General features: G+C 60.8%; 22 protein-coding genes and 1 pseudogene. 8 read left to right on the forward strand and 15 right to left on the reverse strand.

The window, feature by feature from the left end; all coding sequences use genetic code 11:
- Nucleotides 1–51 precede the first annotated feature (51 nt).
- The 4 genes from comE to F8E02_RS03010 are packed head-to-tail and all read right to left on the reverse strand — an operon-like array spanning nt 52 to nt 3875.
- On the reverse strand, nt 52–1176 hold the full coding sequence (comE, locus tag F8E02_RS02995; RefSeq protein ID WP_317063970.1) for a sulfopyruvate decarboxylase subunit beta: 1125 nt from the start codon (nt 1174–1176) through the stop codon (nt 52–54).
- On the reverse strand, nt 1169–2464 hold the full coding sequence (locus tag F8E02_RS03000; RefSeq protein WP_317063971.1) for a cysteate synthase: 1296 nt from the start codon (nt 2462–2464) through the stop codon (nt 1169–1171). The genes comE and F8E02_RS03000 overlap by 8 nt, the downstream gene beginning before the upstream one ends.
- Entirely contained in the window at nt 2461–3702 is a 1242-nt protein-coding gene (locus tag F8E02_RS03005; protein WP_317063972.1) for a methanogenesis marker 16 metalloprotein, read from the reverse strand. The genes F8E02_RS03000 and F8E02_RS03005 overlap by 4 nt, the downstream gene beginning before the upstream one ends.
- Nucleotides 3699–3875 (reverse strand): hypothetical protein, encoded by a 177-nt coding sequence (locus F8E02_RS03010; RefSeq protein WP_317063973.1) that lies wholly within the window; start codon nt 3873–3875, stop codon nt 3699–3701. Before F8E02_RS03010 ends, F8E02_RS03005 begins: the two co-directional genes overlap by 4 nt.
- Nucleotides 3876–3918: 43 nt before the next feature.
- On the opposite strand from F8E02_RS03010, the gene F8E02_RS03015 reads away from it, so the two are divergent.
- Nucleotides 3919–4404, forward strand: coding sequence for a helix-turn-helix domain-containing protein (locus F8E02_RS03015; protein ID WP_317063974.1), 486 nt, complete (start codon nt 3919–3921; stop codon nt 4402–4404).
- 46 nt (nt 4405–4450) lie between these two features.
- Here the strand turns inward: F8E02_RS03015 and F8E02_RS03020 are convergent, their stop codons facing one another.
- From F8E02_RS03020 to F8E02_RS03065, 10 genes are all read right to left on the reverse strand, one after another.
- Nucleotides 4451–4834 (reverse strand): GNAT family N-acetyltransferase, encoded by a 384-nt coding sequence (locus F8E02_RS03020; RefSeq protein ID WP_317063975.1) that lies wholly within the window; start codon nt 4832–4834, stop codon nt 4451–4453.
- A gap of 260 nt (nt 4835–5094) precedes the next feature.
- Nucleotides 5095–6447, reverse strand: a complete 1353-nt coding sequence (locus tag F8E02_RS03025; protein ID WP_317063976.1) for a hypothetical protein — start codon at nt 6445–6447, stop codon at nt 5095–5097.
- Nucleotides 6444–7175, reverse strand: a complete 732-nt coding sequence (locus F8E02_RS03030; protein ID WP_317063977.1) for a hypothetical protein — start codon at nt 7173–7175, stop codon at nt 6444–6446. Before F8E02_RS03030 ends, F8E02_RS03025 begins: the two co-directional genes overlap by 4 nt.
- Before the next feature lie 106 nt (nt 7176–7281).
- Complete coding sequence (locus tag F8E02_RS03035) at nt 7282–7959, reverse strand: hypothetical protein (RefSeq protein WP_317063978.1); 678 nt, start codon at nt 7957–7959, stop codon at nt 7282–7284.
- Between the two features lie 270 nt (nt 7960–8229).
- Nucleotides 8230–9438, reverse strand: a complete 1209-nt coding sequence (locus tag F8E02_RS03040; protein ID WP_317063979.1) for an outer membrane protein assembly factor BamB family protein — start codon at nt 9436–9438, stop codon at nt 8230–8232.
- The gene (locus tag F8E02_RS03045) at nt 9435–10106 is read right to left on the reverse strand and encodes a hypothetical protein (RefSeq protein WP_317063980.1); all 672 of its coding nucleotides are present in this window, start codon (nt 10104–10106) and stop codon (nt 9435–9437) included. The genes F8E02_RS03040 and F8E02_RS03045 overlap by 4 nt, the downstream gene beginning before the upstream one ends.
- Nucleotides 10107–10385: 279 nt before the next feature.
- Nucleotides 10386–10805 (reverse strand): tetratricopeptide repeat protein, encoded by a 420-nt coding sequence (locus tag F8E02_RS03050; protein WP_317063981.1) that lies wholly within the window; start codon nt 10803–10805, stop codon nt 10386–10388.
- A 26-nt stretch (nt 10806–10831) separates the two neighbouring features.
- Nucleotides 10832–11560: a hypothetical protein gene (locus F8E02_RS03055; RefSeq protein WP_317063982.1), complete on the reverse strand. Its 729-nt coding sequence runs from the start codon at nt 11558–11560 to the stop codon at nt 10832–10834.
- A gap of 318 nt (nt 11561–11878) precedes the next feature.
- On the reverse strand, nt 11879–12433 hold the full coding sequence (locus F8E02_RS03060) for a hypothetical protein (RefSeq protein ID WP_317063983.1): 555 nt from the start codon (nt 12431–12433) through the stop codon (nt 11879–11881).
- A gap of 13 nt (nt 12434–12446) precedes the next feature.
- Complete coding sequence (locus tag F8E02_RS03065) at nt 12447–13577, reverse strand: chymotrypsin family serine protease (RefSeq protein WP_317063984.1); 1131 nt, start codon at nt 13575–13577, stop codon at nt 12447–12449.
- A gap of 601 nt (nt 13578–14178) precedes the next feature.
- Between F8E02_RS03065 and F8E02_RS03070 the strand changes: the two genes are divergently transcribed.
- Together F8E02_RS03070 and F8E02_RS03075 are read left to right on the forward strand one after the other, a co-directional pair.
- Nucleotides 14179–14646, forward strand: a complete 468-nt coding sequence (locus F8E02_RS03070) for a hypothetical protein (RefSeq protein WP_317063985.1) — start codon at nt 14179–14181, stop codon at nt 14644–14646.
- A 40-nt stretch (nt 14647–14686) separates the two neighbouring features.
- The gene (locus F8E02_RS03075) at nt 14687–15421 is read left to right on the forward strand and encodes a winged helix-turn-helix transcriptional regulator (protein ID WP_317063986.1); all 735 of its coding nucleotides are present in this window, start codon (nt 14687–14689) and stop codon (nt 15419–15421) included.
- Between the two features lie 55 nt (nt 15422–15476).
- Here F8E02_RS03075 and F8E02_RS03080 read toward each other — a convergent pair whose 3' ends face one another.
- Nucleotides 15477–16160, reverse strand: a complete 684-nt coding sequence (locus tag F8E02_RS03080) for a hypothetical protein (RefSeq protein ID WP_317063987.1) — start codon at nt 16158–16160, stop codon at nt 15477–15479.
- Between the two features lie 320 nt (nt 16161–16480).
- On the opposite strand from F8E02_RS03080, the gene F8E02_RS03085 reads away from it, so the two are divergent.
- The 5 genes and pseudogenes from F8E02_RS03085 to F8E02_RS03105 form a co-directional block, all read left to right on the forward strand.
- On the forward strand, nt 16481–17029 hold the full coding sequence (locus tag F8E02_RS03085; RefSeq protein WP_317063988.1) for a YIP1 family protein: 549 nt from the start codon (nt 16481–16483) through the stop codon (nt 17027–17029).
- 12 nt (nt 17030–17041) lie between these two features.
- Complete coding sequence (locus F8E02_RS03090; RefSeq protein WP_317063989.1) at nt 17042–17242, forward strand: hypothetical protein; 201 nt, start codon at nt 17042–17044, stop codon at nt 17240–17242.
- Between the two features lie 199 nt (nt 17243–17441).
- Nucleotides 17442–17987 (forward strand): hypothetical protein, encoded by a 546-nt coding sequence (locus F8E02_RS03095; protein ID WP_317063990.1) that lies wholly within the window; start codon nt 17442–17444, stop codon nt 17985–17987.
- A gap of 2 nt (nt 17988–17989) precedes the next feature.
- Complete coding sequence (locus F8E02_RS03100; RefSeq protein ID WP_317063992.1) at nt 17990–18580, forward strand: hypothetical protein; 591 nt, start codon at nt 17990–17992, stop codon at nt 18578–18580.
- A gap of 82 nt (nt 18581–18662) precedes the next feature.
- A pseudogene (locus tag F8E02_RS03105) lies at nt 18663–19553 on the forward strand (Na/Pi cotransporter family protein); the annotation flags it as partial.
- Nucleotides 19554–19886 lie beyond the last annotated feature (333 nt).

Raw genomic sequence — 19886 nt, forward strand, 5'->3', positions numbered from 1 at the left:
GGCGGGGGAGGGCGGCGGGGGGGATAAAAGTGCCCATGTACCAGGAGGAGGTTAGGCCCTCTTCAACGCCCGCACAAACCGCTCCCGGATCTCGGCCGGGGCAAGCGGAATATTCGGGACCGCGGCGTTACCAGGCTTCAACACAACGTGAATGAAGTTCGGGCCCCGCCCCCGGGCCTCCCAGGCCTCCGCGAGCTCCCGCTCGTCCTGCACCTTGCAGGTCCGCCGGAGCCCGGCGGCACGAGCGAGGAGCTCCATATCCACCTGCCCGGAGGCCGGGGTGGGCTGGTTCCCGGTGCTCCCGAAGGTCCCGTTGTCCAGACAGACGATCGTGAGGTTCTCCGGGTCTTCGGCCGCCACCACCGGGAGGACGGCGGTCCCGAGCAGGCTCCCGTCGCCGTCGAGGACGACGACGTCCCGGTCGGTCCCGATGGCGAGGCCAAGCCCGATCGGGGTCGCCTGGGTGTAACTCCCGAGCATGTAAAAGTTGAGGTCCCGATCACGGGCTGCGTAGAGTTCCTTTGAGGGGACGCCGATGTTCGCGACGACCGCCTCCCCATCCAGGCCGCCCGCGATCGCCCTTATCGCGTCGTTCCGGGTCATCACCGGCTCGCGGAACGTCCGTCGGTAGTCCACCACGGACTCCCGGGCCCGGGCCGGAGCGATTTCCCCCGCCGGGCAGGCCACGTCAGTCCCCTCCCAGAACGAAGGGAGGATCAGTCCCACGTGCGGGCGCATGGAGGTGTAGGCGTCGCGGACGACCGTATCGATCAGCGCCTCATCCCCGGGATCGCGGATGATCGTATATGGAATCCCGAGCGCCGCGAGCACCTCCGGGACCGCCCGGTTGAACGGCACCTGGGCCGGGATCGCCTCCCGGTAGACGCCCCGCCAGCTCGCGAGGATCGGGAGGGGGAGGCCGAAGGTGACGGTGAGGGACATGATGGCATTCAGGGAGTTCCCGAGCCCCGAACTCTGCATATGGAGCACCGGCCGCCTTCCGGCCATCGCGAGACCGGCGCAGATCCCGACGCCGTCCTCCTCGCGGGTGAGGTCGACCGCATGGAACCGTTCCGGGATCAGGGCGCAGAGGTCCTGCGTCCGGTCGCAGGGGAGGCTCGCCACGGTATCGACGCCGAGGGCGCCGAGCCGGTCCAGAACACAGCCTTCACGCACGGGCGGCCACCCCCGCCTGCTCCGTGAGCCAGTCCCGGACGGCATCCCGCACATCCCCCGCAAAGGCCTCACCGGCCCGGACTCGGAGAGAGGGCTCGACCGGGTAGCGGTCGAGGTCTTCCGCCGCACGCTCGTAGCCGCCGCCGGTGACGTTCAGGAGCACGTGCTCCTCCGGGCCGACGAGCCCCTCTTCCGCCGCCCGGAGGAGCGACGCGACCGCGACCGCAGCCGCCGGGTCGAGGTCGATCTCCTCGGTCTCGGCAAAGAGTCTCCCGGCAGACCAGGCGTCGCCGTTAGAGACCGCATACATCCGCCCGCCCGATGCCGCGAGGGCGTCGCGGACCCCGCCCCGGACCCCCCAGGGCGGGTGGCGGTTCGTCAGGACGTCGGCGGAGACCCGGGCGATCGCGGCCTCAGCGTCGGGCATATCCTCGGCGGGGACGATATCGATCCTCCCCGCCTCCCAGGCCCGGACCATCGGGACGAAGGGGAGGTTCTGGGAGAGGTGGAGGGCCGGGAGGCGGAGGCCGAACCGGCCGTCGGCGACGAGCCGCTCCGCCGCCTCCCACGCGGCGATCCCCCCGGTCCCGCTCCCGACCGCCTGGAAGTAGCAGTCGGGGAGCCGGCCGGCGGCGAGAGCCCCGTCCAGCATCACCGTCCCCATCCCGTCCCGACGGGCGACGTTCTTCGCCCCGCCCTCCGGGACGACCCCCGGGAGGGAGCAGACCTCCCTCCCGAACGCTATGGAGTCGGAGTAGTCCCCGTCCACCGTGATGAGGCAGACGTTTGCAGCCGGAACGGTCGTCCAGAGCCTCCCGGCGGCGGCCGCCGGGACCACCACCACGACCGGGGCCCCGGTCAGGCCCGATATCTGGCAGAAGGCCCGGCCGGTGTTCCCCGCCGAGGAGACCTGGAGGACACCGGCCCCTTTCTCCCGGAGGCGGAGGACCGTCGGCTGCGCCTCGAGTTCCTTGAAGGAGCAGGTCTCCATTCTCCCGCCCCGCTCGGGCCAGTAGCCGGAGAAGACGACGGTGAGGTGGGAGAGGCCGAGTTCCCGGGCGAGCCCGACGCTTTCGTAGGAGACCGGGCCGGCGTCGAGGCGGAGATGGCCCTCGATGGGGAGCCAGTCCTTGTAGCGGAAGATGCCGGGGAGGTCCCGGAGGATGAGCTGGCGTTCTCGATAGACCGTCCGGAGGAGGGCATCGCACCCCGACGGGCAGTCGAGGGTGTAGCGGTCGGGGAACGACCGGCCGCACCCCGGGCACCGGAGGAGGTACTTCTCCCTCACCGCCCCCCGCCCCCGGTGAAGGTGAACCGGGAGTCAAGGATCCGCTCTTTTAAGTCCCGGCAGAGGTCCTCCGCAAGCGTCCGGCCGGACTGGCGGAGCGTGATCGGGACCTTCCGCCCCCGGACCCGGAGCGAACCCTCGCCGGCCTCGAAGGCGTCGTTTTGGCAGGCGGCAACGCAGGCGGTGCAGGCGAGGCAGCGGTCGCGGTCGAGCCCGGTCTCGCGGGCAAACGCGCCCGTCGGGCAGACCGCGGCCGCGGCGCAGGTCGAGCACTCCTCGCACCATTCGGGGTTGTAGGCCACCTCCCGGTCGGCCCGCTGCCAGACGTCGGCATAGGTCGCCTCCCCAAGGACGGTCCGGGTGTTGATGTCGGCGACCGGGAGGAGGATCTCCTCGTCGAGGACGCGGAGGGCCGCGACCTGCCGGTCGTCGAGGACCGGGATCGCGACGCCGAGGCTCGTGATGCACTCCGGGCCGGCCGAGGTCGCAAACCCGCCCATATAGCGGGGCTGCATCCCGGCCATATCGGCGATGGCCGTGATGTTGGGGCGCTCGGGACTGCTCCGGGTCCCTTCGCCGGTCACGATGCCGGCCGAGCCGTTCAGGAGGACCGGTGTCCCGTCCCGGATCGCGAGCCTCGCCGGGTCGTTCTGGAGGGGATTGATCTCGCCGCACCCACTGACCGAGGCCTCCCGGCAGGGCCCCTCAAGCCCCGTGACCGAGAAGATCGTCTTCACCCGGGTCGGTTGAGTGTTCAGGTAGGCAGTGTAGTTCCTGAAGGCGCTCCGGGTGGTGAAGAGCCGGGCGTAGGCGAAGTCGTCGAGGGTCACCCGCGCCTCGACCGACCGGTCGGCGGCCTCCACCACCACCTCGATCTCGCGGCCCTCGACGATATCGCGGAAGAGGTGGCCGCCCCCGTAGCCGGCCCCGGCGTGGGCGGTCCCGGAGACGATGACGTCGAGGAGCCCCAGCCGCTCGTTCGGGCAGGGGCCGGGCATGCAGGGGACCCCGTTCAACCAGGCCCGCTCCGCCCGCTCGAAGGTCCCCGGCGCCGCGACCGGGACCGAGAGGATCGCCGCGGTCCCCGACATCACCCCGCACGTCCCGGTGGTGACGACGTCGACCTCCGCGGCCGTGACCTCCGCACCCTCGCGGATGAGGCGCTTGAACTCAGCAGCCGTGTAGACGACCGCCGAACCGTTCCGGATCTTCTCCTCGATCTCTGCTATCGTCTTCATGATATCCAGTGCTCCTCCGCCCGGGCAACGCCCCCGATTCCAGCGGTCTGGTATGCCTCGATCTCCTTAAACCCTCCGTTCGGCAGGAACGGCGACGGCAGAGCGGCCGCAACCCGCCGCAGGATCCGCGGTCGGGGGAGGGGATTACACATCAGATCGGTGTTCTTGACCATATCCGGAAAGATGTTATTCCGGTGATGATACTATAGTAGATCGATGCTCTCGCGAAAGATCTTTGAGACCGAGTTCGCCGAGGCGCTCCAGGAGGAGCTCGCCCGGCAGGATATGAGCATCCGCGACCTCGCGGACCGGGCAGGAATCCCGGCCGCCACCCTCTACAAACTGACGTCAGGGAGGGCGGACCCGCGCCTCTCGACCGTCCGGCGGATCGTCAACGTCCTCGAGCCCCGCGAGAAGAGTTTCATCGCGGTGATCGCGGCCCGGTTCCTCCTCGACGATATCGACAACCGGGATCTCCAGATCGACGGGCGGAAGTACCGGATCCGGGGCTACCCGGCAGACACCCTCGAGGAGTGCATCGCCGCCGCGGCACGGGCGGAGAAGGAGGGGGCGCTCGGGATCGTCTGCGCCCCGATCCTCGCCTCGATCGTGGAGAAGATCGTCGACTGCCCGGTGGCGATCATCAAGCCGCAGCAGCAGACGATGATCGAGGCGATCGAGACGATAGGAAAGAGGGTTTAGGGAGCGACAGGACGAACCATGCCGCCGGAGACGGGCAAACGGAACCTCATCTGTCTCCGGCCCACCTGTCGTTTAACAGCACCATCCGGATATGGTCCTCCCACTTTCCGTTCACCAGAAGGTACCGGTGTGCGAGGCCCTCATAGTGAAATCCGAGTTTCTCTACAACCCGCAGAGAGGGGCCGTTGCCGGGGAGGATATTTGCTTCAACTCTATGCAGGCGGCACTCCCCGAACAAGACCCGTATCGCCTCCCTCAACGCCTCGGTCATGTATCCCCGGCGTACCTCGGCATAGTCCAGACGATACCCGAGGAAGCAGGACTGGAACGGACCTCTGATGATGGTGTTGAAGCTGACGGTGCCGATCATCCGGGCCGGGTCCTCCTTCTTCACGATCCAGAACTTGAGTAACTGCCCATTTTCCATCATCCTTCGCTCGCGCAGGATCTCGCCTGCCTGATACTCGACGTCATCCGGCAGATCCGAAATTGATGCAGGTCAAGAATGCGCCGATGCCGAAGAGAAAACCAGAAGACCCGGTTGATGGAAGACACAGGGGATGTGTAGAGGTGGATCAGGAAGATCGCCACTACAAGGACGGTATCAACTGACTTCTCGATGACGACCTTTCTCCAGATACTCTTCAGGGTTACTATCCGATGCCCCCACCGCCGGAGGCAAAGGGCTGTTCACCCCCCCGTGCGGTACTCCTTCACCACGAAGAGCAGGCGTGCATCCCCGTTCAGCCGCTCGGCGAACAGCTCCCGCCCGTTCCGGTCCCCGGGATACGCGGTCATGCGGGCAAACCGCATCTCCTCGAGCGGGAAGCCCTCCGCGAGGAGCAGGCTCGTGATATCCTCTTCTTCCATCTCTGGCGGGTTCTGGCCGATGTCGAAGAGCCAGAGCGTACGATCCCCCACGGTTCTCGGGCTCTCAAGGAGACTCATAAAGAAAGCCCGGTTGGCATCAACCACCAGGACGGTTGCGTGGTTCTCAAGACGGGCCCGGTATCCGGCGAACTCTGCGGTCGTCGCGTTGAGGCAGAGCCAAGTGTACGCAGGTCCGGTCTCGATACCTCCCGGGATGGAACCCCCGGCAAGGTGCCCTTCGATGACGGCAGAGATCTCGTCATCGGGCATCCCGGCATCGTAGGCAACGGCGATCTCCCACTCCGCCGTCCGCTGCCATTCTTCCAGTTCCTTCTGCCGCGCGATCAGCTCCGACTCGGGTATGGGAGTGCCGGGAGGCGGTGTCCGTGGCGGCGACACCTTCCGGGCCTTGAAGAACTCCTCATAGAGCTCGAAGTCCTCCCCCGAGAGGGGTTGCCGGAGATCGATCCCGTGGTCCTCTGTAAATGCGAGGATCTCGCGATACTGCGCATCGGTGCTGCGCCAGTCGGCGACCCTCTCCTCGACCTCGTCCTGGTTGAGGACACGTCCGCGATGATCGACGACGGCGGCACCTTCGTCTGCCGGTTCCCGCTCCACCATCATCCCGGATACCGGGTCAATCAGGAGGAGGGTCCCGGTATCGTTCGCCGTCATCGCCCGTACCAGGACGCCGGTGACCGGCGGGGCGTAGCAGGGGAGAGCGTCCCGGATGTTCCAGCCGGGGTACGCGCGTTCTGCTGCGGCGACGGCCAGAGGTATGGCGTCCTCGGGGTCAAAGGTCGACGGCGTAGTCCCGTACTCCATCATCCCACCGCCGAGGACCGTCCGGGCCGGGACCTTGATGCCCCCGATCGCCACGCCGCCGCTCTCCACCGGGTAATGGTAGACGAACGGCCTCCCGTTGCGGTCGAAAAAGAGCACGGATTCGGCACCGATCGTGGCGTTCCGCCAGGCCTCCCCTTCGGCGAGCCCCGGACCCGCGACGATGAACCCGACGAGCGCCGCGGTCGCGTGATCGCGGGCGGTCTCCTCGGGGATGAGATGCGGGTCTGCAGGCTCCACTCCGGCCGGAGGGAAGGTCATGAGGACGATACTCACAAGAACAATGCACACGATGCAGGCAACGGCAAGGATCTGACTCCGTCCGGTCATGATATCACCTCTGCCGGGATACCGGTCCCGGCACCCATGCGCGAGCCGACGTTCTCTTCCAGAGGACGGAAGGCTTCGCGAAAACTGTCGCGATAGTAGATCCGCGGCTCCACGGGGATAATGCCGGTCCTTCCCGGCGGGATCTGCTCCACGATCGAGATCAGGTAGTCGGGCCTGTGCTCACCGAAGGTTGTACTCCCGAATACGGTAACGTTGATACTTATCGAGATGGGGCCCGGATCGCTCGATACGGGGCGGAGCGAGTCCGGGATGATGATGTATGGGGAGGCATTCGCCGTCTCAGAGGGCCATAAGGAACTCGGTACAAACACACCTTCCTGCACCTCTTCAAGCGAGGGATCTTTTGAGAAATCCCGTGATTTCGCGGCAGAGATGTCTGTGAGATCTGTACCGACCAAGCGCAATGCGAGCATTTCTCCATCCTTTGTCATAACAGGCAGGGGCGTACAGTTACCAGAGATCATCCGCTGGAGGTCCTTTTCAGAAAAAACCGGTGAACCGCCAATTGCAGGGATAGGAACAACAACCTCCGTGATTGGATCTCCTTGGTAGTCGGACAATCCAGTAATGGAAACGACGTATGAGTAATGCCCCGGCACCGTTGGATAATAGTGGACGAGAATATTCCCGCCGATAGCGATAACTGCGATCGCGAGAAGCGAGACACCGATGACTTTGCCCAAAAAGGGGATTATCGAGGGGACCATCTTCTATTCACCTCCTGACGTCTGATCCGCAAGACCGGAGGAGCACACGGTCGGGAGATCGCGACGCTCACGGTCCGCCGTGGGATTCTCCGCACGGGATCGTCCATCATAATAGCATGATACCCCCGGCAGTGACATAGTAGTCGGCCGGCACCGGAACAAATCCCGACGTTGTGCTCGGAACGATCGTATCCACCGTCGCCGCCCAGATATCCCCCTTGATCAGATGTTTCATGCCCCCGCCGCCCCAGTAACTGAGGTCGAACGAGATCGGGGTCGCATTCTCCGGCGGCGAGACGAAGCCGTCGAGGAAGACGACAGTGGTGTAGGTCCCGCTCGAAATCCGGGTGAACTCGGTGACGCTCGCGTTGTCCGGGGTTGCGAGGACCGGCACGAGCAGTCGCGGCTCTTCTTTCGTCTGGGATTCGCCGGACGGTATGAAGATATCCTGCGCGTAGTCTTCCGTCGTCGTGAACGCGAGCATCTTCCCATACTGTGTCTCCCGGATCGCCGCCTGCCACCCGGCGGGCTGGCGGACGCTGGACGCCTCGAACATCACCAGCTCGCCCTCCGCGTTTGCCGGAATCGGGATCATGACCGTGGCGGTGCCGTTCACGACAAGACCGGAGAGACCGGTGATCTCGATCACGTAGGAGTTGCCCGGCATAGCGGTCTCGACGAACGCAGGAAGGAGAAGGAGCAGGAAGATCACCACGACGAGGATGGCGACCGCTATCAGCAGGGTCAGGAGCGTTTTTACGGTCTTGCGATAGCTCTCGTCCATTTTCTCACCATCGCCCGGCTTGGGGGGTCCTGTGTTCCGGAGTGCCAGTATCTACGCATGAGAAGTCAACGTTCCCCTATAAACGATTTCTGTCAAACCTCTCTACACGTTGAGGCGTTTCGTCCGTTTTGCTTCCGAAAGCATCCCGCATTCGATCGGAGATCCATACTGTGCCAGCTCGATAGGAATCTTCGCTGTGCAAGCACCCCGTGTCAATGCTGGCCGATACAGGCCAGTGCTGACGCGGTGTATCCCTAAACTTTTGCGGGCTCAGGTCTTCGTATACATACCGAGCACCGCAAATCCTTCATCTGAGGTCTGCACGACATCTGTAACGATATTCACCGCCGCCCTCGTGCCGGTTTGATTCCGAGTGATCTCACCGCGATCATCGAATCTCACGATATGGATCGGCGACCCGAGATAGTTCCCGAAGGTGTAACCGTCGCTCTGGGAGCTTTCAAGGCAGGCACAGGCATAGCCCCCGCCGGAGGTCCGGGCAACCGGACAGGGCGTATAAAACTCTGTTACGCTCATATCCGAGCCGTCCCGGTCAAGAGATCGGTCGACCGTGACCGATCTTCCGACAGCCTCTCCCTCCAGAGTCCTACCTACCCTATAGAGCAGATCCACGCTACTGTCCGGCTTCTCCCGCACCGAGTATACGCGGTAAAGCGTGACCCCGGCAAACTCAGGCCCTTCCTCGAAGGTGCGGCTCCAGATGACGTTACCCTCTCTATCGAGCCGCATCACCCAGAGCGAATGGCTATCCGTCGCCCCTGCAACGATGCACCCCCCGTCCGATGCCGAAGCGACCCCCAGGGCTCGTCCTCGACCGAGGGCCGAGTAGGTCTGTTCCCAGAGGAGCGACCCGGTATCATTCACGACCGCCACCCAGACATCCCTATCGTTCTTGCTCCCTACAGCCACGATATCTCCGTCCGGCAGACCGGAGACTCCAAGCACAGACCCCGATACGCGGCTGCTCCAGACCGGTGTCCCGTCGCCGACCACCCGGAGTAGAGACCCGTCGGCCGTCCCGGCGGTGAAATTGCCGTCGGAGTGGGCGGCGACTGCCTCAACGCCATACCTTGTCGGGAAAGACCGGTTCCACTCGATCCGGCCGTCCTCCGCGATCTTGAGCAGCAGGGCCTGCTCGTCGCTTCCGGGAGATTTTTTGACCGACCCTCCGACAAGCAGACCGCCGTCCGAAACTGGCAAAAGAATGGTGCCGTATTCATCGCCCCCTTCATCAAAGACAGTGTGCCAGATCTCGTTACCGGCGGCATCGGTTCGGGTGACGGTGAGATCATGACGGTCGCCGACAATGTCGCTTGACAGGCATCCCGATACGGCAGTGAAGACGATGAGGGATAAAAGAGCAAGAGAAACCGCCTTTTTACGGACTGCATGAGTTTTGCCGTCAACGAGAATACGTTTCAATCGATGGAAATCTTCTCTCTCGAAGTCGGTCATCATAGATTGATACCCCCGGCAATAACATGGTATCCGGCCGGAACCGGGACAAAACCGGACGCTGTACCCGGAACGGTCGCGTCCACCGTCGCCGTCCAGGTATCTTCCTTTATCAGGTGTTTCATACCGCCGCCGCCCCGGTACCTGAGGTCGAACGAGATCGATGTGGCGTTCTCCGGCGGGACGAAGCCGTCGAGGAAGACGACCGTGGTGTAGGTGCCGCCCGATCCCCGGGTGAACCCGGCGACGCTCGCGTTGTCCGGGGTCGCGAGGACCGGCACGAGCAGCCGCGGTTCTTCTTTCGTCTCGAACTCACCGAACGGCATGAAGACATCCTGCGCGTAGCCCTCCGTCGTCGTGAACGCGAGCATCTTCCCGTACTGCGTCTCCCGGACCGCTGCCCGCCACCCAGTGGGCTGGCGGACGCTGGACGCCTCAAACATCACCAGCTCGCCCTCCGCGTTTGCCGGGACCGGGATCATGACCGTGGCGGTGCCGTTCACGGCAAGATCGGAGAGACCGGTGATCCTGATCTCGTAGGAGTCGTTCGGTAGGGTGGTCTCGACGAACGCAGGAAGGAGAAGGAGCAGGAAGATCACCGCGGCGAGGATGGCGACCGCTATCAGCAGGGTCAGGAGTGTTTTTACGGTCTTGTGATAGCTCTCGTCCATTTTCTCACCATCGCCCGGCGGGTGGGCCCCGCCTTCCGGATCTATGCATGAGAACTCAACGTTCCCCTATAAACGATTTCTGTCACGATCCTCTACTCATCGGGTGCTTCGAGCCTATTTGCTCCCGGATCGAGGCGTAGCATTTCCAGAGGAGGTCCAGTAAGGAGCAGTCGGTACTGCAATCAATCGTAGGTGTATTCAGTGGAACACCGTTCATCCCAATCACTGCTCACTGACCGGTCTGAACAATTACTTTTACAAAAATTTTGTTACGCCACCCTAAATTCGGGAAAGACGTGGATTTATCTCCTGAGCCCTGGTGTAACAACGATCCGCCTCATCGGGTTTTCCAGAACTCGACAGTATCTCCCCTTTTATATACCAAGCTTCAGCATACTCCGGATCAAGTTCAAGAGCCCTGTCTATGGATTGGAGCGCATCCTGGAACCGTCCCAAGTTGTAGAGTGCGACACTTTTACCCCGCCAGGCTTCTTCAAATTGGGGGTCAAGTTCGAGAGATTTGTTAAAACATTCCAATGCCTGCTCAAACTGGTTATCATAGGAATTGAAGTGCAATCCCTGTCTGTACCATTCCATCGCGGCGCTTTGCTGCGTACATCCACAACTACAGAATGCGGCCAGCACTATGATCGTTAAAACGAGGTATTGTTTCACGTTTGCTCTTTTTCTCAGCTTCATGGAAATTACCTGCTCTGCACGTAGTGTCATGATCTGGAGAGTATGGGGATGCCCTCCTCGTTTACTGGAACCCAATTTCCATCCAGGTACTTCTTGACATGAACGCTAATCGGGATCGCTCCGCGAATTTCAGGCGGAATACACTCATGAATGCTTATCCGGAATGTATCCCCCGAGATGGAGTGATGGATACCTTCAGATACGGTTAATTCCAGGCTAACGCCGATATCTGGTGCATTCGCATTCAAAGGTATGAGGTCTTCTGGAAAGAAGAGCACTGATGTGTAGTTGGATCCCTCCTGCGTGCTGGAATTCCATCTTACAGGGGTATCCAGACCCCCACTCATGAGCGGGGAGAGAGACTCATTCTGAAGGTCTGTCAACTTTAACTCACCCGGATCAAAGCCTTTGAAGAATTTTGCGTGGATATCGGTAAGGTTCGCGTCGACCGATTGAAACGCAAGCATTTTGCCATGGGGAGTTACAACAATTACCGATTTCCAGTTGCCGAATTGCTTGTACTGGAGTTCTTCTTCCGAAAAAACCAGATTGCCGTCCCTCATAGGCATCGGCACGATGATATCGGTCGCAGGCTCGCCGGTATAGTTGGAAAGGCCATCTACTGTGACCGCATATCTATAATAGCCCGGGTTTGAGTTGATCCAGGCGACCCCGAACAGAGTAAGGGATATCATAAGAATGACGGTAACTGCAGCCACCAAAAATAGGATTTTGAGTTTATTCAAAGACACCATCGTATCTGTGCTCCTTTGGTCTATTTAGGAACAGGTAACACAGTTTTTCCTTCAGTCTCTTTCGCCGGAGGCAGGAGAGGCATCCCTTCAAGTATGGGAAGAGCACACATTCCCATTGCCTCCGGGCACGTGGGACATTCACCCGGACGTTTGGCAAACCGGCTGGGTGAACCTCCGCACACTGGTGCAGGCGACGCCTGCGGTACCCACGATTGTCCACTTGGACGTTTCAAGATAAACCGTTTATGGGACAAACACCAACCCAAAACCTACCTTTAGAGAGAAAAACAGGCTGCGGCCCTGGGGATTGTGACCTCCTCAAGTTGCACCGCATAGACGCATCCACCTTGAGAGATCCGTTTGAGGACCAAGGATCAACTCCGGCGGAGAAAAGAATATCGTGAACTTCACCGGGATATTCTCAATTCCTATCTCCCTTGCCCGCCCGTCAAGCATCGTATACACTGCCTCTATTGAAGGAACGTTCTTTGGCGGAGGTGGACCGCTCCAGATACTCACCCGGAGATACCCGTCAACGTCGTAGCCGAAACCGATAAGAGACCCGTTGGGATAGAGATAGCGTTCCCGTATCTGATCTCCTATGACGGTGGTGAAGTTCTCCAGGTCCGGGTACGACGCAGTTTTTCCGCCCTTCGAGAAGGGAAGCCCTCCGAGCGTGATGATAACGGGCTCCCTTCTGTTCAGACTGACCTTTAGGAGCTCAACGTCATTTTCGGTGAATATTGGTTGCAATGATTGGAATCCCCCGACCAACGTTGCAGACCCCTGATCGTGGAGACCTTCCGAGAGATACAACCCTGTGGAGAGGCTAATCACAAAAACAAAAATTATTGGGATCGAGAGGTTACTCATATGTAATGCAGCCTCAACCAGTTATTGGAAGAACGCCTAGTTCACTCTGCACACCAGACACTGGTGAAAAGTAATTTTCACCGTTAAAACTACCGGAGTAAAGTCCTACAACAATCCTATCATGATCCGGTTCAACATGGTAAACTGGTGCTCCACTATCTCCATTTGTAGCACTGAATGAAGCAAAGTGCTGATTGTAGAGATATTTCTTTGTACCGCCGTCAAATACAATGTCCTTCCGTATAGTCACCCCCGATGTCGTACCTGTAACGGCTCCAGATTTGTAAACGGACAATCCTACTCCACAGTCAGCATAATAGCCTTTCACAGTTTCCTGTACCCCTCCACTACCATAGATTTTTGCCGCAACGTTACTATATGGAACCCAAGCTGCGTCTGCATAGGAACTTTGACTCGGCCACTGAGTGTCAGCGGCCACCGTACCAACGGTATTTGATGCACTTACACTTGGTTGGTATATTGTTTCTCCAACACCATCGGAGCAATGTCCGGCAATAACGTAACCAAGGGTTCCAGCAGTGTTTTGAGCAGCCCAACCAATTGTTCCAGTTCCAGTTGAACTGCCTAAGATCGCCTGCATCTGCACTCCTCCAATCACGGGACGGAATCTGTCGCTTGCACTGTGAAGTACCAGGCTGTCAGGGTCGACAGATCTAACCTTGACGGGGACATCTTCTATCCCTGATTTACTTGCTTCTTCATTCAGCATTGTGCAGATCTCGTTCACTGCAATATCTGCTTTATCCTGAGAATATCCCTCCACAACACCGATTCCGACATACCCTTCAATATCATACCCAAAACCGATGATGGGACCGTCTGGGTAAAGGTAGGGTTTTACAGAGTCGAACATGTCGCTCGTGAGGTTGTCCAAGACATTATACCATGCACGTCGATGCTGTGCGTCTTTGAACTCCGGCAGATAGCCACGCTTATCAATGACGTTCTCTTTCGATTTGAGGAACTCAATGGCCGTCATGTACTCATTACTTGTAAGTTCCCCACGTTCGGTGTCTATACCATACTCATCGGCAACCGGGTTCGCAGAAGCAAATCCCAGACAGGCCGTCACTGTCAGCATGAGTATAACAAATGCTGGCAGGAATTGCTGTTTTTTCTCCATTTCTTCACCTCAGTCACGATTGGCATCCGTAGCCATCGCCGGCACCATCATCACACCCACCAGCAGCACTGCGAAAAGCAGGGGAAGTGCCCGCGTTCCAATCTTTCTGCTCATTTGCTTTCCTCTGATAACTTCCCCGGAGGCAGGTGAAGCATACTTTCAAGTACACAGGGCACGTACACTCTTTTGCCTCCGGGCATGCAGGACGTTCACCCATCCGATTCGCTCTTGGCCGGGTGGACCGCCCTGCGCTTCGGGATACCGGTCCCGGTACCCATATGTGAGAAATCAACGTTCTGCTATAAACGATTTCTGTCGATCCTCTCTACACGTTGAGACTGTTCGATCCATTTTGCTTCCGAAAACATCCCGCAGTCGACCGGGAACTCACACTGCGCCGACCGATAATAAATCCCCGCGGCAAAGGGAAAATCGATACCGGATATCGTATCCACGTCACAGACGCCTATTTTGCAGGAGGGCCCGGCACCAGCGCCCACCCCGATCGACAGGCCCCCTCCACCATTGCTCGACACCGATTCCCGGGCGGCCAGCCTGCCCCAACCGGAGAACGTGTAGAGAGGATCGACAGAAAACTTAAGTGGGCATATTTGAGAAGTTCTCCCGTGGTACGATGACATACAACCGCATCTTTGCACTGGTGCTTGCACTGGTCCTGATGGTGCCGCCGGCTTTTGCCGGAGGCAGCGAATGTGGCGTGAACACCGCTTCGGAAGAGGAGAGCCCGGCAGGCGATGCTGGGATACATGCAATTTACCTCATACAGCAGGGAGAGACACACTATCACAACACGTACGCACCTCCAGGCAGCTCAACGCTGTTTGTGAACCTGGACTGGTTCGTCCCCCAGCAGTCGTTGACGCTGAAGATCATCTCGCCGAGCGGAAGCACGTACGCCTACTATCACGACACCGATCTGGATGGCCATAAAGACGCACAGATCCGCACGGGGATCACCTCGCCGGAGGCCGGAACATGGCGGTTCCAGGTCTATGGAGAAATAGTACGGGGCACGCAGGATTATACATTTGAAGCCACGGCGGGATAAATCACATATTTTTTATACTTCCGGCCGCCTGTTCTTCTTAATGTCGAATCCACTCCCTCTCGTGAGGAGCACACTGCTCTTCATCGTCTTCCTGTCCGCAATAACCCCAGGGAGCGCTGTTGGCACCGGAAACAGCGAATGGGAGTTTCCGGAGGCGATATCGGACGATACGACCCCGGAATATATCTGGAATGTGCCCCTGAAACTGGTCCTGCTCGACTTTGTCTTCATGACCGCTCCCCTGCTCTTCCTCCCGGTCCAGTTCCTTATAGCAGCAGCGGCATGGCTCTGGCTCGGGCATAGAAGAATCTCCCGAAAGAATGCCCTCGATCATGATACCCGTCGTGCGGCGTACCTCTGCATCCGGGAGAATCCTGGAATTAACCATGCTACCCTCTCACGCATGCTGGGGGTTAACATTGGAACGCTCCGGTACCACCTCGCAACCCTCTGCGAGACGGGAAAGATTCTCGCGGAGCGCGACCACGGACAGTTGCGGTATTACGCGAACGGCAGGGCAGCCCGTGAAGGAGAGGGCTACCCCCTCAACGGGACACGGAAGCAGATCCTCGATCTCCTCGCACAGGACCCTGGAATGATGCGAAAAGAAGTTGCATCCGCGCTCGGTATCGCCGGCGCATCGGTGACATGGCATATGGCGCTGCTCATCCGGGAGGGGGCCGTACGGAGCGAGAGAGACGGAAGGATGATGCGCTACTTCCCCCGGCGGGATGTCGTATCCCGGGCAGATAGGGGCGTGGACGTAACCGGTTAGGTCTTCATCACCCGGGAGCAGGGTGACCAAAGCCCGGCTTCGGATGCCGGTCAATTTACCCATAGACTACGGACCCGGCCCCCGCGATATCCTGCCGGGTGAACGCAATAATACAGTCGGGAAGTTCTCCCGGAGACGGCGGAGACCCCCGGTGGGGAGTGATCGTGATGGTGTACCAACGTGCATCCGGGCCGAACGTCACCTCTTTTACCGGGCGGAACACCCCGTTCGAGACCTCGTAGAGCCTCCCCCGGGTCTCGTCGTATTGGTCCCCGTACGCGTTCACACTCACAAGAAGCCTCATACCCCGCTCCCGGAAGGAGAGATCCTCCAGAGCGATGGCGTCGACCTCCCGTAAGAGGGCGAGGGGGTGCACCCCCTGCACGGGAAACTCAAGTTTCTGCGATTTGATAGTCACGGTTCCGCCCGGCCCCACATACGCCTCGTAGGCGTGCTGCTCGCCGCCCTCCTCCCCGTAGAAGAAGAGCCATATCACCCGGACCACACCGTCTCCGGCGAGATCGACTTCCAGCCGTCGCAGTACCGCCGACTCGTTCTCGACGCCGGTCTCCCCAACGGCGATATCCCAGAGGTCCAGGACGGCCGGGTTGTATGCCGGAGAATTCAGGCAAGTTACATTCTCGATGCGGGTAACGTCCGGGGCCTCCGGCAGGACGAAGAAGTGCATGCAGGCATAGATGAGCGTTATTCCCACGACAACGGCAAGGAGCGGTCTCATAATCGAAGTCCCCGGCCAGGTGAGATGCACGGCCTAAACCAGTAATGGGGTTGTCTGCCCTTGAAATTTTCGAGATCGGGCATCGGTTCCGGGGTTTCCTTCGCTATCGTATACACGAGGTTCGTGCGGATGGATATCCGGCGACCGCTCGTGAGAGAGGGGGCCGTGCGCCCCGGTCGCTTCGTACCATCGAGAGAAAAAGATCGAAACCCCAACGTGTAGACGATCATGACAGAGAACGTTTATAGGAGAGGATCGATTTCTCCTTCATCGATACCGAAACCGGACGGGTGAGTGCCGTCGTCCGGGGAGGAGGGAACATGCCGACAGGGATATCACAGGAAACGATCTTCTCCGGCCCACGGCGCCGTTTTCAGCAACTCAATGAAAAGCCGTTGCGCGACGATCTCGTATTCTACTTCGCGATCGTCGCCGCCGTATCGGTCCTATTCATGGCGCTACCCCTCCTTACGGGAGAGGCGGTGGATATTGACGGAATGCACCGGATCTGGTTTATCGCGGCAGGCACCCTTATCACCCTGATGCAGGGCCTGATAAACGGGAGCGTCGCCCTCCTCGCGGTCAGCCTCGTCGAGCACTTCTTCCTGCTCTTCGTCGACGTCCACAGGGAGTTTGAGAAGACGATGAAGTCGACGGTCTACGCCCTGTCACCGCTCATCCTCTTCTCCTGGGCGGTCCTCCTGGGGGTTCCGTTTGCCGGCCTGCTGCTCCTCGTCTGGTTCTGCCTGTTGACCTACTTCGGCGTACGGGTATTTCACGAGAAATCGAAGGACCGGGCCGTCTTCGTCGCACTTGCAACCGGTGTGGTCCTCGCATACTACCTCCATCGCGCGGTGGGAATCGTATAACCGGTGGCGATCATGAACTGCAACCACCTGTCGCTCTTATGGAAACTCCTGCTGGTCCTTGCCGCAGTCGTCCTCGGGGTCAACTTCTACCAGGATATCATCCTGCACGGCCGGCCTGACGCCCTTACCCGGTGGCTGTTTCCCATCCTGCTGTTTGGCAGCATCATCGTGCAGATCGCAAGCAGGCGATGCGAGGAGAAGCAATCGGGCTGAACACTACGCCGTGGAGGACCCCTTCTACCGCCGGCCGGCACCCCGGCCCTTCGACCTCTCGGAGAGATTGCCGCCCGCTCGGGGGCAGAACGGATCAAGGCGCCTTGACATGTAGACGATCGTGACAGAAATCGTTTATAGAGGAACGTTGACTTCTCACGCAGGGCTGCGGAGGGAACCCGGCCCACGGCGTGATACAATGCAGAACATCTCTCTTCCCCGGCGCCGGCTATCCCCGGCGATCCCGCCGCTCGTCGCGGTCGCGGCGTGCACAGCCTGGGCACTTGTCGCCGTGACCGTCTCCGGGACCCCGGGGCCGGCGCCGCCATCCGTCCTCCCCGTCTTCATCCTCGCGATCCTCACCATTGCCGTCGCGGGAGCCGCGACACCGCTCCCGCTCATCAAAGGCGCCGTTCCTATCCGGAGGCAGCGGCAGGCGATGCTCGTCGCCGTTGCAGCCTCGTTCCCGTTCGTCGCCGCCCTCCTGATAAACCCGGACCGGTGGCCGGGCGGGTCCGCCCCACTGATCGCGGGCAGGGTGCCGGTCTTCGGGTGGCTCTTCGATGGCGTCATGGGCGTCCTGCCGCTCGGGGTGGATACGCCTGCATACAAACTGGCCTTCTCCGCGCTCACAGACCTCGGGTTCTATCTCGAGTGCGTGCTGATCGCCGCGGTTATCTACGTTGCTCTCCGGATAGTCGCCGGCCAGGGGATCCGGAGAGAAGACCGGGTAGAGGAGGGGTAGGAATGGCCCTGGAGAGACAAACCCTCGCACTCGCCCTCACCGCGGCCCACTTCATCGCCGTCCCCGTGGTCGGCGGGTATGCCCGGCTCGCCGCCCCGCCCGGTCAGTCCGCACACCTGGTTGCAGAACTCTCGCCGGTGCTCCTCCTCTTCTGTGCCGCCTCCCTCGCAGGAGTGGTACTCTTCGCCGTCACCGTGCGGGAGGAAGAGGGCAGGTGGTGGGCGGCGATACCCCTCGCAGGGCTCCTTCTCTCGCTCGCCGTCTTCGGGCCGTCGCCCTGGTCCTCCGGGCTCAGCCTGCTCGCGACCGTGCTCCTCGCCCCGGCGGTCTTCGTTCTCCTGCTCGGAGCGCTCCCGCTCGAGAGGGGATCGACGGCATGGTTCGCGGCCATTGAGGCAGCATTCATCAGCATCCCCGGCCTGCTCTGGGCATACGGCCTCTTCCTCGCCCCGCCGCTTCCGGCAAACATCAGGGTCGACTCGCCGTCGCTCTACGAGTTCGCCGGAGCAGCCTACATCCACGCCGGGCTCCTGTGCCTCGGCATCCTGCTTCTCGTCCTCGCCTGGCGGCAGACCACGGCACACCGCCCATAAAATCCCATGTAACGGCATCTCCCGCCGGCGATCCATTTAGAGAATTATTTCAGAGCGGAGGCTCCATACTCCTCGAACAGCAATGGTCCCGTGGGAACTCCTATTCGCCATCATTCCCGGCCTGATCCTCTTCTTCTACGGAATAGAGAACTTCTCGCGGGAGATCCTCGCGGTCGCGAAGGGCAGCTTCGCCCGGATCCTCGGCAGGCTGACGTCGCGGCCGGTCGCCGGTGCGCTCCTCGGCGCCGTCGTCACCGCCATCGTCCAGTCGAGCGCGGCGACGACGATCATCACCGTCGGCCTCGTCAACGCCGGGACGCTCTCGTTCCTCCAGAGCCTCGGCATCATCATCGGCTCGAACATCGGGACGACCGTCACCGCCCAGCTCGTCGCCTTCAAGATGACGGCCTTCGGTCAGGTCCTGATCCCGGTCGGGTTCCTCGTCGGGATCTTCGGGAGGCAGTACAAATTCCTGGGTAAACCCCTCTTCTACTTCGGCCTCGTCTTCTTCAGTTTGAACCTCATCTCCACGGCGCTCGCACCCTTCCAGGACGACCCCGAGCTCATCGGGCTCATCACCGGGTTCTCGGCGCTCCCGCTCGCCATCCTGATCGGGTTCCTCTTCACCACGATGGTCCAGTCGAGCTCCGTGACGACCGGACTCGTCGTCATCCTCGCCCAGCAGGGCCTCCTCACCCTCCCGCAGGCGATCCCGATCCTGCTCGGCGCGAACATCGGTTCGACCACGACGACCCTGATCGCCTCCGCCCGGATGAACCTCTACTCCCGGCGGGCGGCGGCGGCCCACTTCATCTTCAACCTCGGCGGCGTCCTCCTGATCCTCCCCTTCCTCGTGCCGTTCACCGACCTCGTGACGACGCTCGGCGGGACGGAGGCGCAGATGGTGGCAAACGCCCACCTCATCTTCAACATAATCGCGGCCGCGGTCTTCCTCCTTCTCATCGCGCAGTTCGGGAAGCTTGTCGAGCGGGCGGTGCCCGGAACCGAGCCCGAGATCCTGATGCGGACACGCCACCTCGAGGGCGGCATCCCCGACGACACCCGCCTCGGCTTTGACCTGATCCAGCAGGAGCTCAGGCACGCCCATGAGGTCACGCTCGACCTCTTCCGGGCGGCGACGACCTATCTCGTCACCTCAAAGGAAGCCGACTACCAGATGCTCGAGAAGCTCAAGAGCCTGAACAACTACCTGGACCGGAGGATCGAGCAGGCCCTCCGGCAGATCTCGGCAAGGCAGCTCGCAGACCACGAGGCGACCGAGGTGGTCTTCCTCGTCCGGATGTCA

Origin of the sequence: Methanoculleus caldifontis, from assembly GCF_032842345.1 — an archaeon.
GTDB classification, from domain to species: Archaea; Halobacteriota; Methanomicrobia; order Methanomicrobiales; family Methanoculleaceae; genus Methanoculleus; species Methanoculleus caldifontis.

What these genes read in the sequence shown, in the direction of transcription:
- F8E02_RS03005 (WP_317063972.1), bottom strand. Translation starts at nt 3,702, where the DNA reads ATGAAGACGATAGCAGAGATCGAGGAGAAGATCCGGAACGGTTCGGCG.
- F8E02_RS03010 (WP_317063973.1), bottom strand. Translation starts at nt 3,875, where the DNA reads ATGGTCAAGAACACCGATCTGATGTGTAATCCCCTCCCCCGACCGCGG.
- F8E02_RS03015 (WP_317063974.1), top strand. Translation starts at nt 3,919, where the DNA reads ATGCTCTCGCGAAAGATCTTTGAGACCGAGTTCGCCGAGGCGCTCCAG.
- F8E02_RS03020 (WP_317063975.1), bottom strand. Translation starts at nt 4,834, where the DNA reads ATGATGGAAAATGGGCAGTTACTCAAGTTCTGGATCGTGAAGAAGGAG.
- F8E02_RS03025 (WP_317063976.1), bottom strand. Translation starts at nt 6,447, where the DNA reads ATGACCGGACGGAGTCAGATCCTTGCCGTTGCCTGCATCGTGTGCATT.
- F8E02_RS03030 (WP_317063977.1), bottom strand. Translation starts at nt 7,175, where the DNA reads ATGGTCCCCTCGATAATCCCCTTTTTGGGCAAAGTCATCGGTGTCTCG.
- F8E02_RS03035 (WP_317063978.1), bottom strand. Translation starts at nt 7,959, where the DNA reads ATGGACGAGAGCTATCGCAAGACCGTAAAAACGCTCCTGACCCTGCTG.
- F8E02_RS03040 (WP_317063979.1), bottom strand. Translation starts at nt 9,438, where the DNA reads ATGATGACCGACTTCGAGAGAGAAGATTTCCATCGATTGAAACGTATT.
- F8E02_RS03045 (WP_317063980.1), bottom strand. Translation starts at nt 10,106, where the DNA reads ATGGACGAGAGCTATCACAAGACCGTAAAAACACTCCTGACCCTGCTG.
- F8E02_RS03050 (WP_317063981.1), bottom strand. Translation starts at nt 10,805, where the DNA reads ATGAAGCTGAGAAAAAGAGCAAACGTGAAACAATACCTCGTTTTAACG.
- F8E02_RS03055 (WP_317063982.1), bottom strand. Translation starts at nt 11,560, where the DNA reads ATGGTGTCTTTGAATAAACTCAAAATCCTATTTTTGGTGGCTGCAGTT.
- F8E02_RS03060 (WP_317063983.1), bottom strand. Translation starts at nt 12,433, where the DNA reads ATGAGTAACCTCTCGATCCCAATAATTTTTGTTTTTGTGATTAGCCTC.
- F8E02_RS03065 (WP_317063984.1), bottom strand. Translation starts at nt 13,577, where the DNA reads ATGGAGAAAAAACAGCAATTCCTGCCAGCATTTGTTATACTCATGCTG.
- F8E02_RS03075 (WP_317063986.1), top strand. Translation starts at nt 14,687, where the DNA reads ATGTCGAATCCACTCCCTCTCGTGAGGAGCACACTGCTCTTCATCGTC.
- F8E02_RS03080 (WP_317063987.1), bottom strand. Translation starts at nt 16,160, where the DNA reads ATGAGACCGCTCCTTGCCGTTGTCGTGGGAATAACGCTCATCTATGCC.
- F8E02_RS03085 (WP_317063988.1), top strand. Translation starts at nt 16,481, where the DNA reads ATGCCGACAGGGATATCACAGGAAACGATCTTCTCCGGCCCACGGCGC.
- F8E02_RS03090 (WP_317063989.1), top strand. Translation starts at nt 17,042, where the DNA reads ATGAACTGCAACCACCTGTCGCTCTTATGGAAACTCCTGCTGGTCCTT.
- F8E02_RS03095 (WP_317063990.1), top strand. Translation starts at nt 17,442, where the DNA reads ATGCAGAACATCTCTCTTCCCCGGCGCCGGCTATCCCCGGCGATCCCG.
- F8E02_RS03100 (WP_317063992.1), top strand. Translation starts at nt 17,990, where the DNA reads ATGGCCCTGGAGAGACAAACCCTCGCACTCGCCCTCACCGCGGCCCAC.